The organism is Streptomyces sp. NPDC004111 (genome assembly GCF_042874215.1).
In the GTDB taxonomy this organism is placed as follows: domain Bacteria; phylum Actinomycetota; class Actinomycetes; order Streptomycetales; family Streptomycetaceae; genus Streptomyces.
Genome location: NZ_JBIAMU010000018.1, coordinates 51,888 through 65,772 on the forward strand (window position 1 = coordinate 51,888; position 13,885 = coordinate 65,772).

Annotated in this window: 11 protein-coding genes; 8 read left to right on the plus strand and 3 right to left on the minus strand. The window is 75.1% G+C overall.

The features are described 5' to 3' along the window. Positions 1 to 31 precede the first annotated feature (31 nt). Together ACFYVL_RS31165 and ACFYVL_RS31170 are read left to right on the plus strand one after the other, a co-directional pair. A complete protein-coding gene (locus ACFYVL_RS31165) occupies positions 32 to 682 on the plus strand; it encodes a GNAT family N-acetyltransferase (protein ID WP_389250780.1) in 651 nt (216 codons plus the stop codon). Then, a complete protein-coding gene (locus ACFYVL_RS31170) occupies positions 679 to 1,617 on the plus strand; it encodes a PaaX family transcriptional regulator C-terminal domain-containing protein (RefSeq protein ID WP_389250782.1) in 939 nt (312 codons plus the stop codon). The genes ACFYVL_RS31165 and ACFYVL_RS31170 overlap by 4 nt, the downstream gene beginning before the upstream one ends. On the opposite strand, the gene ACFYVL_RS31175 is transcribed toward ACFYVL_RS31170, so the two are convergent. Both ACFYVL_RS31175 and ACFYVL_RS31180 read right to left on the minus strand, forming a co-directional pair. Next, entirely contained in the window at positions 1,607 to 4,774 is a 3,168-nt protein-coding gene (locus ACFYVL_RS31175) for an acyltransferase family protein (protein ID WP_389250784.1), read from the minus strand. The genes ACFYVL_RS31170 and ACFYVL_RS31175 overlap by 11 nt on opposite strands. Positions 4,775 to 4,798: 24 nt before the next feature. Continuing rightward, complete coding sequence (locus ACFYVL_RS31180; protein ID WP_389250786.1) at positions 4,799 to 6,460, minus strand: glycosyltransferase; 1,662 nt, start codon at positions 6,458 to 6,460, stop codon at positions 4,799 to 4,801. A gap of 273 nt (positions 6,461 to 6,733) precedes the next feature. On the opposite strand from ACFYVL_RS31180, the gene ACFYVL_RS31185 reads away from it, so the two are divergent. Then, positions 6,734 to 7,540, plus strand: a complete 807-nt coding sequence (locus ACFYVL_RS31185; protein ID WP_389250788.1) for a hypothetical protein — start codon at positions 6,734 to 6,736, stop codon at positions 7,538 to 7,540. Positions 7,541 to 7,685: 145 nt separating this feature from the next. Here the strand turns inward: ACFYVL_RS31185 and ACFYVL_RS31190 are convergent, their stop codons facing one another. Next, the gene (locus ACFYVL_RS31190) at positions 7,686 to 7,997 is read right to left on the minus strand and encodes a DUF6401 family natural product biosynthesis protein (protein ID WP_389250790.1); all 312 of its coding nucleotides are present in this window, start codon (positions 7,995 to 7,997) and stop codon (positions 7,686 to 7,688) included. Between the two features lie 186 nt (positions 7,998 to 8,183). Between ACFYVL_RS31190 and ACFYVL_RS31195 the strand changes: the two genes are divergently transcribed. From ACFYVL_RS31195 to ACFYVL_RS31215, 5 genes are all read left to right on the plus strand, one after another. Beyond that, positions 8,184 to 8,480, plus strand: coding sequence for an SCO0607 family lipoprotein (locus tag ACFYVL_RS31195; protein ID WP_389250792.1), 297 nt, complete (start codon positions 8,184 to 8,186; stop codon positions 8,478 to 8,480). Between the two features lie 373 nt (positions 8,481 to 8,853). Beyond that, positions 8,854 to 9,786 carry a cation diffusion facilitator family transporter gene (locus ACFYVL_RS31200; RefSeq protein ID WP_389250794.1) on the plus strand — a complete coding sequence of 311 codons (933 nt, stop codon included), beginning with the start codon at positions 8,854 to 8,856 and terminating at the stop codon, positions 9,784 to 9,786. Between the two features lie 648 nt (positions 9,787 to 10,434). Then, positions 10,435 to 11,733: an MFS transporter gene (locus ACFYVL_RS31205; RefSeq protein WP_389250796.1), complete on the plus strand. Its 1,299-nt coding sequence runs from the start codon at positions 10,435 to 10,437 to the stop codon at positions 11,731 to 11,733. A gap of 101 nt (positions 11,734 to 11,834) precedes the next feature. Next, entirely contained in the window at positions 11,835 to 13,673 is a 1,839-nt protein-coding gene (locus ACFYVL_RS31210; protein ID WP_389251023.1) for a prolyl oligopeptidase family serine peptidase, read from the plus strand. Beyond that, positions 13,633 to 13,755, plus strand: a complete 123-nt coding sequence (locus tag ACFYVL_RS31215) for a hypothetical protein (protein WP_389250798.1) — start codon at positions 13,633 to 13,635, stop codon at positions 13,753 to 13,755. Before ACFYVL_RS31210 ends, ACFYVL_RS31215 begins: the two co-directional genes overlap by 41 nt. The last annotated feature ends 130 nt before the right edge of the window (positions 13,756 to 13,885 follow it).

Genomic DNA, 13,885 nt, shown 5'->3' on the forward strand with positions numbered 1-13,885 from the left:
GCGCAGGCGCGCCGCACGGAGGGGGCACGGTATGGCAGCGGACACGACCGGCACCGGGACCGGCACGACGGCGGTGACCGTACGGCGGGGCATCCCGCCCGGCGCCGAACGGCGGGCCGCCGAGCTGTACTGGAACGCCTTCGGCCGCAAGCTCGGCCCCGCCCTGAACCCGCCGGAGCGGGCCGTCCCCTTCCTCGCCGCCCACCTCCGCCCGGACCGCGCGGTCTGCGCGCTGCACGGCGACCGGCTGGTCGGCCTGGCCGGATACCAGCTCGACGGCCGCTCCCTCACCGGGGGACCGGCCGCCGACGTGCTGCGTGCCTACGGCCGGCTGCGCGGACTGCACCGGCTGGCGCTCCTCGCCCTCTTCGAACGCCGCCCGGCCGCAGGCGAGTTGGTCATGGACGGCATCGCCGTGGACCCGGACCTGCGCGGCCGGGGCGTCGGAAGCCTGCTCCTCGCGGAGGTGGCCGCCGTCGCGGAGCAGGCGCACTGCCGGGAGATCAGGCTGGACGTGATCGACACCAACCCGCGCGCCCGGGACCTGTACGAGCGGCGCGGCTTCACCGCCGTACGGACCCGGCGAACGCCGGTACTGCGCGGCCTGATGGGGTTCGGCGCGGTGACCACCATGCGCCGCCCCGTCACGGCGCACGACGAGCAAGGACCGAACATCCCGTGAGCGAGCACGCCACTGCCCGCCCTCCGCACGGCGAAAGCCCCGCCGCCGACCCCGTGGAGATCCCCACCCGCACGCTCGTCCACGCCCTGGTCCGCGCGGACGGCACGGTCGGCGCCGACGAGCTCTACTCCGTCGCCTCGGCCCTCGGCATGAGCGACCAGCAGGTACGGCTGTGCGTCAAACGCCTGGTCAACGAGGGGCGGTTCACCCACGAGGGCCGCGGGCGCAAAGCGGTGCTGCACGCCACCGAGGACACCGCGCACGCCCTCGCCCCGCAGCCGGACTTCCTGCGGCACGCGTTCCGCCAGGACGCCGGACTCGCCCCCTGGGACGGGGTCTGGCACCTGGCCGCCTTCGCCGTGCCCGAATCGGCGCGCACGGCCCGCGACGCCCTGCGCGAGAAGCTCGTCCACCTCGGCGGCGCCCCGCTCCAGGGCGGACTGTACGTCTGTGCCAACGCCTGGGAACCGTACGCGGAACAGGAGGCGCGGCGGCTCGGCGCCCACGGCGCGCTCACCCTCCTCACCACGAGGGACCTGCGCCGGGGCGAGGTGGGCGAGCCCGCCGCGCTCGCCCGCGCGCTCTGGCCGACGGCGGAGATCGCCGACCGCTACCACCGGCTCGCCCGGGTTGCCCGGCCCCGCCTCGACCGGCTCACCGGTCCCGCGGAACTCGCCCCCTGCGACCTCCTCACCCTCGCGGTCGAGCTGGCCGCCGAACTGTCCCGCGCCCTCGACCCCGACCCGCTGCTGCCGCCCGAACTGCTGCCCCGGCCCTGGGCGGGTGCCGAGGCCAGGGAACTCGTCGCCCGGTGCTGGGCGGCCCTGGACGCGCGCGAGCACGCACAGGGCCGCCCGGGACGGGCGGCACTGCCGGTCCTGTTCCGCCGCTACGCGGAGGTCGCCCGCGAGGCGGCGGCCCGGTTCACGGCCTAGCCGCCCCACCGGACCGGGTCTCGCCCCGGCCGCCCCCGGACCGGCTCGGACCCTGGTCGCCCCGCCCGGCAGCCCCGGGGGGTGCGGCGGCCGGTGCGCCCGCCCGTACCGACACGGCGACGTGGTCGACCCGCATCGGGTGCCCGGGTTCGGTGGCCGGGCCCGGCACCCCGCCGTCCCCGCGCGGCAGTTCCCCGCCGACCGCCACGTTCAGGATCAGGAACAGCCCGTGGTCCACGGCCCGCCGCCAGGTCGCCGGGTCCATCCGGGCCGCGGCCACCCGGTGGTACACCCGCCCGTCCAGGTACCAGCGGACCTCCTCGGCGCCGGGCGAGCGGTCGATCTCCACCGCGTACGTGTGGAAACCCGCGCGGCAGTCCGGGCACGGCTGCGGGGCGGAGGAGAGGCCGGCGGGCTCCTCGCAGGGGCCGCCCCGCAGCACACCGCAGTGCATCGTGCCGAAGACGGTGTCCCGGCCGTTGACCGACTCCATCACGTCGAGTTCGCCGATGCCCGGCCAGCCGGTGTACCCGTCGCGCAGCGGTGCTCCCAGGGTCCAGAACGCGGGCCAGTAGCCCGCCGCCCGCGCACCCGTCACGTCCGGCAGGGCGATCGACGCCTCGACGCGCAGGGTCCCGCCGGGCGGCGCGGCGAAGTCCGCGCGCCGGGTCTCGATCCGGCCCGAGCTCCAGCGGCCGTCGCGCCGGGTCGGGACGATCTCCAGCGCGCCCCTGCCGTCGAGCCGCACGTTGTCGGTCGAGTCGGTCATCGTCTCGATCTCGCCGGTGCCCCACCGCGGGGCCGGGCAGCCCGGGTAGCAGGTGCCCACGTCGTGGAGCCAGGTGGCGGGGGAGGGGCGGCTGCCCGCGGGGCCGTCGAAGTCGTCCCGCAGCAGCCGCGTCCAGCCGTCGGGCCCCGGCCGCCCGGCCGCCGCGCCCCCCGGCGCCGGCCCGCCCGCGGCACGGTCCGCGCCGGGGGCGGGGAGCGATCCGGCTTCCGTCAGCAGCCGCTCCAGCCGGGGGGTGAGGACGACGGCCGCCGCGTTCGTCAGATGGGCGTCGTCCCGGTAGAGCAGGACCCGCTCCCGGACCGCCGGGCACTTCGGCCCGGTACCCGGGCACAGCACCCCGTTCAAACCGACCGTCCGCACCCCGGGCAGCGCCCCGGACTCGATCCGCCGGGCCAGCGGGTCGGGCCGCAGCGCCTCCTGGCGGTCGAACGCGCAGGCCCCGGGCGCCTCCTGGTGCCCGGAGACACAGGCCGGTACGTCCGTTCCCGGCACCGGGGTGTCCTCCAGGTAGACGATCGGCACCCCCAGCTCGCGCAGCGGACGCAGCGTCCTCTCCCAGCCCTCGGCCAGCAGCGCGCGGTCCTCGGTGTAGCGGTTGAGCGAGGAGATCACGATCAGCCGCGGTCTCGGCTGCTGCCGCAGCCCGCGCAGCGTGTCCGCCCGCCAGGTGTCGCACTCGCGGTAGGCGCGGCCCAGCTGCGGGCTGCGCACCGCGACCTGTGGCAACGGGCAGCCCTGCTTGACCAGTTCCTGCAGCGCCCACCCCCGCTTCGCGGCGAGCGCGAGCACGGGTGAGAACCACTGCCCGGCGTGCGAGTCACCGAGCAGCACGATCCGGTCGGGACTGTGCACCGCACCGAACAGGCACGTGGGGCCGCGCGTCACGGCCGGGGCGAGCTGGCACTCCCCGTCCGGCGGGAAGTCCGCACGGGCCTGGGCGGGACCCGGCACCACCGGCCCGTCCGGGAGGGGCACGCCCGGCCGGCGCACCAGCAGGTGCGGCCCCGAGGCGGCGCCCTCCGGCAGTCCGGCCACGTCCACCGGCCCCGCCGACCCGAGCAGGTTCAGGGACGTGGTGCCGACCACCAGGGCGAGCGCGACCGGCAGCACGATGGCGGTGATGCCCACCGAGATCCCGCGCCGGGGATGCGCGGACACCGTACGGCTGCGGCGCAGCGGCCGTTCCACCCAGCGCATCGTGGCCAGCGCGAGCAGCGCGGCCCCCAGCGTCAGCGCCGTCCGCGCGGGCCAGCCGAGCGCACCGGTCCGGGCCTCGGCCAGCACCAGCACCGGCCAGTGCCACAGGTACCAGGTGTACGACAGCCGCCCCACCGCCCTGGGCGCGCGCAGCGCGAGCAGCCGTCCCACCCCGAGGGCGTCCTGGGCGCCGCGCTCGCCCCGGCCGGGTATCGCGGCCAGCACGACGGCGGCGGCACCCAGCGTGGGCACCAGCGCCGCGACACCGGGATACGGGGTCGAGGCGTCGTACGACACCACGCACCAGCCGACGGCGACCGCCCCGGCCCAGCCGCACAGCAGCCGCAGCGGCCGGGGCCCGCGCATCAGGTGCCAGGGCAGCAGGGCGAGCAGCGCCCCGACACCGAACTGCCAGACCCGCGACGGGGTCGCCAGGTACGCCAGCGACACCGAGTCCCCGGTCCAGTACAGCGACAGGAGGAACGAGGCGACGGCCAGCGGCACGACGACGAGCGCCACCGCGGCACGCACCGCGCGGCCCCGGCGCACCGCGCGCGCGACGCACAGCGCGGCGAGCGCCAGCAGCGGAGCCCAGCAGAAGTAGAACTGCTCCTCGACCGCGAGGGACCAGAAGTGCAGCAGCGGGCTCTGGTCGTGCCCGGCGGCCAGGTAGTCGGTCTGCTGGGAGACGAACCGCCAGTTGACGACCGACAGCGCCGCCGCGACGACGTCGTGCTCCAGGTCCGTGCGCCGCAGCGGTACGGTCAGCCAGGCGCCGGCCGCCGCCACCGCGACGAGGACCACCGCGGCGGACGGCAGCAGCCGCCGGGCCCGCCGCGAGAAGAAGTCACCGAGGGCGATCCGGCCCGTGCCGATCGCCTCGCGGACCAGGAGACCGGTGATCAGATAGCCGGAGATGACGAAGAAGACGTCCACGCCGACGAAGCCGCCCTGCATGCCGGGGATCTGGGCGTGGAAGGCGAGGACCGCGAGGACCGCGACCGCGCGCAGCCCTTCGATGTCGGGCCGGAACGCGGAACGGTGCGGGCTGGGCCCCGACTCCGGGTTTCCGGGAGGTGAGGGGGCGCCGGGCGGCGGGGCACTGCGGCCCGGCGGCGCCGATTCGGTGGTGCGGGAGTGCCGTTGGCCGGGGGCCGCGGGGGACGACATGGAGACGGTGCCTTTCGGATCGGCTCAACTGAGCCAGGGGAGCATCGGGTTGACCCAGCCGGACGCCAGCAGGGCGGTCAGCAGCAGGACGGCGGACGCGGCGAGGGTCTCGGGCCAGCGCCGCGGCAGCATCCCGGCCGGGGAGAACGCGGGGAGCCGGACCTTCGGGAGGAGTTCGGCGGCCAGGTGGCGCATCAGCGGCACGTTGATCTGGCACTGCACCAGCAGATACAGCAGCAGCCCCCAGTTGGGCTCCCAGCCGTTGCGGTGCACGGCCAGGACCAGCCCCGCCGCGGCCGCCCCGTGGGACAGCAGCAGCCAGACCAGCGAGACGGCCACCACCCGGCGGGCCATGCCGCCCCGCTTCCCCGCGCCCCGGACACCGGTGGGCACCCAGGCGGCGCTGCGGCCCCGCAGCGTGTGCACGAACGCCGCCGCGGTGGCCACGCTCGTCAGGACGTTCGCCCGGATCACCTCCACCCGCCAGCGGGTGCGGCTGACCCGCGGCAGCAGCACGTGCCACAGCCACAGCGGCGCCAGCAGCGGCAGCACGTGCCAGGGCCGTACGTCGTCGGGGTAGCCGAACATCATCACCAGCGGCGGCAGCGGCGCCACGAAGGTGTTCACCGCCGTGGTCAGGTAGCCGACGATGCCCTCGGCGAAGCACAGCCGCATCCGCCACGGCGCGCCCATCCGCTTCAGCACGGGGGTGCTCAGCAGATGCAGGTTGCCCATCGCCCACCGGTACTGCTGGTTGACGAAGGAGGTGACCGACTCGGGGGAGGTGCCCTTGGCGACGAGCACCGGCACGTACAGGGTGCGGAACCCCCGCGCGTGCAGGGCCAGTCCGGTGTACAGGTCCTCGCTGTGGTCGAGCCGGGCGAAGCCGCCGGCCAGGTCGACGGCGCTGCGCCGGTAGACGGCGTTGCTGCCGCAGCAGATCGCGGCGTCGCTGACGTCCCGGGACGGCTGGATCCAGCGGAAGAACCACTCCTGGGCGCTGCCCGCGGCGCGCTGGATCCAGCCCATCGACTCGTCCGTGTCGAAGCACTGCGGGCTCTGCACGATGCCCACGGTGGGGTCGGACAGGTAGGGGACGAGGTGGCGCAGGAAGTCCGCCCGGGGCGCGAAGTCCGCGTCCAGGATGGCGACGACCTCGGCGCTGCTCAGGGTCAGCGCGTGGTTGAGGTTGCCGGCCTTCTTCAGGTGACCCCGGTCGGGCCGCACGACGTACGTGTGGCCGAACGAGGCGGCGAGCCGCGCCACTTCGGGGCGGTCGGCGTCGTCCAGCACCCAGACGGTCAGCGGCGCGGACCAGTCCAGCGCGGCGACCGCCCGGTAGGCGTTGGCCAGGACGTCGAGCGGTTCGCCGCAGGTGGGCAGGTAGAGGTCGACGGACGGGGGCCGGGCGGGCTGCCAGGCGCGGACGAGGAGTTCGTGCGAGCGCCGGGTGAGCCGGCGGCTGCGCAGGCTGTTGACGCAGGAGAGCCCGAGCGCCACGACGTTGAGGCCGAGCACGGCGAGGAAGACCCATAACGCCGGGGTGCGCAGCGCGAAGGTGAACATGGTCGCCGCCGTGAGGACGAAGGCGAGCGAGGTGGCCACCAGCACCCAGCGGTGCTGCGGCCCGAAGTACCAGTAGAGCTCTTCGTCGGACGGAGGTTGCGGAAGGTGTTGCACGGTCATGAAGCCCCACCGGGAACGAGACACGGAAGCGAAACGACTCAAGTGGTCCAGACCTTTGAGTCGTTTCCCATCCGACAGGCCGCGCCCCCTGGCCCGGTGGGGTCGCGGGCCACGTCCGGATGAACAGCTTCCGAACAGTCGCCCGGACCGGGCGGGCGCCGCCCCGGCCCGGCATTCACCCGAACGGCTCTTGCGCGTGCCCTCCCCGCGGGTGGCCGCGGCGGGGCGCTGGTACGCACGAGGGAGAAGAACGCGTCGACGAAAGGTCCGATCGTGCTCTCACCCCAAGAGAACGCCGCACTCGCGGTGGAATTCCAGCAGGGCATCTCCGATGCCTGGTCCAAGGTCGCCCAGTTCGTGCCGAAGCTCGCGGGCTTCCTCGTCGTCCTGGTGGTCGGCTGGTTCGTCTCCAAGATGATCGCCAAGGTCGTCGACAGGGTCCTGCGCAAGGTGGGCTTCGAGCGGCTCAGCGAGCGGGCGGGCTCCGCCCGGATCTTCGACGACTCCAAGTACGACGCGACCTCCCTGGTCTGCAAGGTCGTCTACTACGCACTGCTGCTGGTCACCCTCCAGCTGGCCTTCGGGGTGTTCGGCCCCAACCCGGTCAGCGGCATGATCGACGGCATCGTCGCCTGGCTGCCGCGGGCACTGGTCGCGCTCGTGCTGATCGTCGTGGCCATGGCCATCGCCAACGCCGTCCGGGGCATCGTCGGCGGCGTGCTGTCGGCCGCCTCCTACGGTCCGATGGTCGCCCGCCTCACCTGGGCGGTCATCGTGGTCCTCGGTGTGATCGCGGCCCTCGGCCAGGTCGGCATCGCCACCACCGTCACCCAGCCCGTGCTGATCGCGGCGCTGGCCGCCGTCGCGGGCATCCTCATCGTCGGTGTCGGCGGCGCCATGATCCAGCCGATGCGCGGTCGCATCGAGCGCTGGATGGACACCGCCGAGGCGGAGACGGGCCGGCTGCGGGCCCAGCAGCCGTCGGCCGACGGCACTCGCGACGGCGCCTACCAGGCGGGCCGGGAGGACGCGCTGCGCCACCAGCCGGTGGTGGACCCGGAGCGGGTCGACCCGATGTGACCTCCGCTGTCCGTCGCGCGTACGTCACCGCCGGTGCCGTGTGCACGCACCTCACCCGGCCGACCCGGTCCGCGCGCCTCGCGGACCGGGTCGGCCGCGTGGAGGGGGCGATCAGGTCGCGCGGAGCGCGAGCGGGTCGCGCGGGTCAGTCGCGCGGGGCGACGAGCCGGTGCCGGTTGGCCAGCCAGCTCAGGGCCGTCAGCCGGCACACCGCGTAGTCGTGTCCCACGGGCTCGCGCCACCCGGTCTCCGTGAGCGCGTCCAGGAAGCCGAGGGCGTAGTCGGCGAGGGCCTCGCGGGGCGGTGCGGGCGGCTCCAGCCCGGCGTCCCGCACACCCAGCCGCGACCGGATCTCCGCCACGTGCTGGTCCACCGCGGCGGCGAAGCCGGGCTCGAAGGCGAACTCGGCGAATCGCCGGTCGAAGTCGGCGCAGATCGCCGTCAGAACACAGGGCATGGCCTGACGTTAGGCGACCGGTGCGGTTGTTTTGATACCGGAAGACCGTTCTGGGACGTATCTCACGCGGCGGATTTCCGGCCGAAGAGGGTTGAGTACGCGTACTCATGATCGTGACGCCGCGTTCCGGGCAGGGTGAAGAGAACGAACACGACCGGTGCCAGCCTCTCTCCGACGGGAGTCACCATGCGACAGTCCCTCCGAGTCCGTACACCGCTGTGGGCCGCCGGTGCGGCCGCCCTCGTGCTCGCCGCCACCGGGTGCTCGATGCAGGACGCGATCTGCGGGGGCGGCGAGTACCCCGTGCTCAACATCGGGTCGACGGGCAGCGCCTGTGTGAAGGACGGCGAGGACCCGCCCCAGGGCTACACCCGCTACCCCGAGGGCAAGGTGCCCCAGCACGTGGACGACGAGTGGGCGGTGTACTGGCAGACCCACACCGTCGACAAGAACGGAAAGATCGTCGACGCGCCCAAGGACTGACGGGCGCGGAACCCCGCGCCGCCCCCGGTCCCGCACCCGCCCCTTTGTGCCGCCCCCGTCCACGCCTGCTCCTCGCGGCGCCACCACGGCGAGCCGCCGGACGCGTCGCGCCGGGCGTTCGTCGCACAGGGCGCCTCGCCGCCCGCCAGGTGCGCCCACGTGAAGCCCTCCGGCCCGCGGGCCCGCTCCCGGCCCGTACCCGCCCGCTCCCCGATGCCGCACCCCGCTGGCCGACGGCCGCGAGTCGTGGTCCGCTGAAGTCCCACCGGCGCCCGCGAGCGGGCGGCGGGCGGGGAACCGCGCCCGGGACCGGCGAACCGACGCCCCCGGTGCGCACACGCGCAGGCACCACGGCCGCGGCTGGAGGCAGAGCATGGGCCACGATCACGGCGCGCCGACGGCCGCGTCCGGCACCCTCAGCGGCCGGTACCGCAAGCGGCTCCTGTGGACCATCGGCATCAGCGCGTCGATCACCGTCATCCAGGTGGTCGGCGCCCTGCTCTCCGGCAGTCTGGCCCTCCTCGCGGACGCCGCGCACAGCCTGACGGACGCGGTCGGCGTCTCGCTCGCCCTCGGCGCGGTCACGCTCGCCCAGCGCGCCCCCACTCCCCGCCGCACCTTCGGCTTCTACCGGGTCGAGATCTTCTCGGCGGTCCTCAACGCCCTGCTGCTCCTGGCGATCTTCGTCTGGGTCGTGTGGTCGGCGATCGGGCGCTTCAGCGAACCGGTGGAGGTCAAGGGCGGGCTGATGTTCGTGGTCGCCCTCGGCGGGCTCGCCGCGAACCTGCTCGGCATGTGGCTGCTGCGCGAGGCCAAGAACGACAGCCTCAACATGCGCGGTGCCTATCTGGAGGTGCTCGGGGACGCGCTGGGCTCGGTCGCGGTGATCATCGGCGGCCTGATCATCCTGTTCACCGGCTGGCAGGCCGCCGACCCGGTCGCCTCCATCGTCATCGGACTGCTCATCGTCCCCAGGGCCTACGGGCTGCTCCGCGACGCGCTGCACGTCCTGCTCGAAGCCACCCCGCAGGACACGGACCTCGCGGAGGTGCGCGGGCACCTGCTCGACGAGCCGGGCGTGGTGGCCGTGCACGACCTGCACGGGTGGACCGTCACCTCCGGAATGCCGGTCCTGACCGCGCACGTCGTGGTGACCCGGGAAGCCCTGGCCGCCGGGCCGGAGGGCTACGCCGCACTGCTCACCCGGCTCCAGGCCTGCGTCGGCGACCACTTCGACATCGCGCACTCCACGATCCAGCTGGAACCGGAGGGGCACGACGAGGCCACCGGCGCACTGCACCACTGACACCACCGGCCTCCGGGCGCACCGTCCGGGACCACCGGCCCGACGCCCTCGGGGGGACGGCCTCTTTCGGCCAATGATCGGGTCGGGGCGAACCCCCGGCCGGAGTCCGGCGGGAGTCAGCCGTGGCTCCACCGGAGTTCCACCGTCCGTCGAGCCGTGCTCCGCCGCCCCGCGAGCGGCCCCGTCCGCACGAGCGCCGCGCTTCGCCACCGAGAACGCGCCGGCCGCGGAAACGCCGTAAGCCGTGTGACCACTGTGACGTGTGAGGAACAAGAGTCCCCGTGTGGGCCGATTCGCCCGAGGGTGCGCCGGTACGGGTGTGCTCGTGCGAAGGGGTACGCCGTACGAGACGCCGGGCGCGCGGGCGCGGAGCGAGCCCTTCCGGTGCCCTCGGCGGCCGGGTCCCGGCATCCGCGCGTACTCGTTCAACACCGTTGCGCACAAGCGGAATTGAGCCGCCCAGTGGGTGGCGCGGTGCGGTGACGGGCCCTTGTGGCGCCCGACGGCGCGTGGTTAGGCTCCGGCTCGTTTCAGATCCTTCGTAGTTTCTTCAAGTTCTGGATATTCAGTGAACGAAATTGCATGCCGCCGTGTGCGGAGGCGATCCGCCGCGCCTCGACGGCGGCGGGAGACGGGAAGGGGGTGCGGATGACGGACACGACCGAGTCCCGGGCCCACGAGACCCCGCCCGCACCCCACCCGGCGGCGACCGGCGCCACGCCCCGCGACCTCCGCCTCTTCTGGTGGTCGAACACGGCCGACGCCCTCGGCAGCCAGACCTCCGGCGTCGTCCTCCCGCTGCTGCTGCTCGCCCTCGGATACTCGGCGACCGCCGTCGGCGTCATCGTGGGCGTCTCCGCGGCCCTCGGGCTGCTGCTCGGCCCCCTGGCGGCAGTGCCCGCCGACCGGGGCGCCCGCAAACCCGTCATGGTGTGGTCCGCGAGCCTGGCCGCGCTGGCCATGGCGGGCGTGGCCGTCGCGGTCGCCGCCGGACGCCCGCCACTGGCCCTGGTGCTCGGCGGCGTCCTGGTGGAACGCTTCTGCACGGCCGTGTACGAAGCGGCGTCACGCGGCACCATCGCCATGATCTGCCCGCCGGCCGGCTACCCCCGGCTGGTCGCCCGCCTCGAAGTCGGCGACCGGCTCGCACTGGTCCTCGGCCCGGTGCTCGGCGGCGCGCTCTACCAGCTGGGCCGCGCCTGGCCGTTCGTCGCAGACGCCCTGTCGTACGCCGTGACCGCCCTGTGCGTCCGGTCGATGCGCGCCGACCTCAGCGCCCCCGCCACGCCCGCCCCGGAACGCCCCCGCCCCGGCACCCGCAGGCCTCCGCGCCGCGCCGCGCGCACCGAACTCGCCGCAGGACTGCGGCTCGTCGCCGGCTCGGCCGTCCTGCGGCAGGTCCTGCTGTGGACCTCCGTCGTCAACGGGGTCCTGGTCGCCCTCTACTTCGCGATGCTCCTCACCCTCCAGGGCGAGGGCCACAGCGGCACCGCCACCGGGGCGGTGCTGGCCGTGGCGGGCGGCGCCGGCATCGCGGGCGCCCTCGCCGCCCCCGCGCTCGCCACCCGGCTCGGCGGCGCCCGCAGCGTCCTCGGCGTGACCTGGGCGCTCGTACCGCTCACCGCGGCCCTGGCCGCCACCCGCACGCCCTGGGGCCAGGCCGCCCTGTTCGGCGCGATCTGCGTGACCATGCCGGTCGCCACGGTCGTCCTCCAGTCCCGGGCCATCGCCACCACCCCGCCGGACCTCCAGGCCCGCGCCGGAGCGGTACTGGCCACGGCGGCCGGCGCCACGGCCGCGCTCGGGCCGGTCGCGGCGGGCGTGCTCGCCGGACTGCTGGGCACGGGCGGCCCCGCACTCACCTGCGCCGCCGTCCTCACCGTCCTCGCCCTGTACGTCAGCTGGACGCACCTGCGCACCCCGGCCCGCACCGGAGCCACCGCGTGAGCGCCCGCCCGTTACCCGGCGGACGGGCCGGCGACTCCGCACCGGCCTACCGGGTCTTCCGCGCCGAACTGCCCGAGGTGTGCGCGGGCGACCCCGCGCGCATGGTGTTCACCGCCGACGCCCAGGGCCGCTGCGAGGTCTTCACCTGGGACGCCCGGACCTCCGCCGCCCGCCGGGTGACCGACCGGCCCGGCGGCACCTTCCACTGCTCCATCGACGCCGACGCCCACGTCTGGTGGTTCGAGGAGGACGCCCACGCCGTCGGCACCTGGCGCTACCAGGACTTCGGCGGCGGACCCGTGCACGAGGGACTGCGCGGCGTTCCCGCCGGGCTGCCGCGCGGCCTGGCCGTCGGCCGCACCGGCGCCGTCGCCCTCGCTCTGGGCGACGACCGGGGCACCACCGTCCACGCCGGCCAACGGGGCGGCCGGGCCCGCACCGTGACCCGGCTGCCGCACCACGCCCGCCTGACCGGCATCAGCCCCGACGGCGCGCTCCTCGCGGTCGGCGGACAGGCCCGCTCTGCGGACGCCGTCACCGTCCTCCACGTCCGCGACGGCAGCCGTGCGGCGGCGCTCGGCCCCCAGGGCGGCGCACTGTGGTCCCTCGGCTTCGGCCCCGCGGCGGGACAGCGGGACCTGCTGCTGGTACGGCAGGACACCGACAGGTACGTGCTCGCCACCTGGCGGCCGGGGGAGTCCGTGCGCACCCACACCTGGTGCGCGTTCGACACGGAGATAACCGCCCGCTGGTGCCCGGACGGCCGCCACGTACTGATCCGCCAGGACCGCCACGGGCGCAGCGTCCTGCACCGCGCCGACCTGCGCACCGGCACCTCGGAGGTCCTGCCCACCGCCCCCGGCACGCTGCTCGACGCGGCCGAGCACACCGGCGGCGACCTGCACACCCTGTGGACCAGCACCACCCTGCCGCCGCGCACCGCCTCCAGCGCGGGCACCCCGCTGCCGTCGCTGCCGCAGCTGCCCGAACCCGTACCCGGGGAGCAGCACGACGTGTGGACCCCCGGCCCGGACGGCGACCTGCACACCCTCGTCACCCTGCCGGACACCCCGCACGGGCGCCCGCGGCGTCCGCTGCCCACCGTCTTCCTCGTCCACGGCGGCCCCGCCGACCACGACCGGGACGCCTACGACGGCACCGTGCACTCGCTCGTCGCCTCCGGGTTCGCCGTCGCCCGCGTCAACTACCGGGGCTCCACCGGATACGGGCCCGCCTGGCGCGCCGCGATGACCGAGGGCGTCGGCCTCACCCAGGTCAACGACCTCGCCGCGGCCCGCGCCGACCTGGTCGCCCGCGGCTGGGCCGACCCCGCGGCACTCGCCCTGTGGGGCACCTCGTGGGGCGGCTACCTCACCCTGCTCGCCCTCGGCGCCCGCCCCGGGCTCTGGCGGGCCGGCGTCGCCGTGAAGCCGCTCGCCCGGCTCGCCCAGGCGCACGCCACCACCACCCCGGCCCTGCGCGCCCTCGACGAACGGCTCTTCGGCGGCACCCCCGACGAGGTCCCCGAGCGCTACGCGCGCAGCTCCCCGCACACCTATCTCCCGCACCTCGACGCCCCGCTGCTCGTCGTCGCCGCCCGGCACGACGCGAAGTGCCCGCCCGGCCAGATCCGCGACTACACGGCAGGCCTGGCGGCCCACGGCAAGCGGCACGAGGTGCTCTGGCTGGACACCGGCCACGACGGCTACGACGGCGCGGACCACGTCCACGTCCTGCGCAGGGCCGTCGTCTTCCTCGACCGCGAACTGCGCGGCCGGCCCCGCACCACCCCCACAGCGCCCCCCGCCACCCGGCGGGGGGAGTCCGGCAGTACGGCGCGCCACGCGCCCGTACCGGCCGGAACAGCCACAGTGCACCTCACGGAGAGGACCACAGATCATGCAGAAGGACATCATCCACAACGACCCGCTCGCGGGTGACGAGGAAAACCGCAAGCCGAGCGTCGGCATCACCGTGACCGTCCCGTTCCGCAACACCGAGGAGGGCGCGGACGAGGAGTAGGCACCCCGCCACTCCCGCTCGGCGCAGCACGGACCGGTCCGGGGCGTACCGCGCCCCGGACCGGCTCCACCCGCCGCCCGGCCCGTTCCTGTCCCGTCCCGTTCCGCCTCGTCGCCGCCGCAAAGGAGCC

Excerpts from the sequence above, each read along its gene's own strand:
- ACFYVL_RS31215 (WP_389250798.1), top strand. The coding sequence starts at position 13,633 with ATGCAGAAGGACATCATCCACAACGACCCGCTCGCGGGTGACGAGGAA.
- ACFYVL_RS31195 (WP_389250792.1), top strand. The coding sequence starts at position 8,184 with ATGCGACAGTCCCTCCGAGTCCGTACACCGCTGTGGGCCGCCGGTGCG.
- ACFYVL_RS31180 (WP_389250786.1), bottom strand. The coding sequence starts at position 6,460 with ATGACCGTGCAACACCTTCCGCAACCTCCGTCCGACGAAGAGCTCTAC.
- ACFYVL_RS31210 (WP_389251023.1), top strand. The coding sequence starts at position 11,835 with ATGGTGTTCACCGCCGACGCCCAGGGCCGCTGCGAGGTCTTCACCTGG.
- ACFYVL_RS31175 (WP_389250784.1), bottom strand. The coding sequence starts at position 4,774 with ATGTCGTCCCCCGCGGCCCCCGGCCAACGGCACTCCCGCACCACCGAA.
- ACFYVL_RS31205 (WP_389250796.1), top strand. The coding sequence starts at position 10,435 with ATGACGGACACGACCGAGTCCCGGGCCCACGAGACCCCGCCCGCACCC.
- ACFYVL_RS31200 (WP_389250794.1), top strand. The coding sequence starts at position 8,854 with ATGGGCCACGATCACGGCGCGCCGACGGCCGCGTCCGGCACCCTCAGC.
- ACFYVL_RS31190 (WP_389250790.1), bottom strand. The coding sequence starts at position 7,997 with ATGCCCTGTGTTCTGACGGCGATCTGCGCCGACTTCGACCGGCGATTC.
- ACFYVL_RS31165 (WP_389250780.1), top strand. The coding sequence starts at position 32 with ATGGCAGCGGACACGACCGGCACCGGGACCGGCACGACGGCGGTGACC.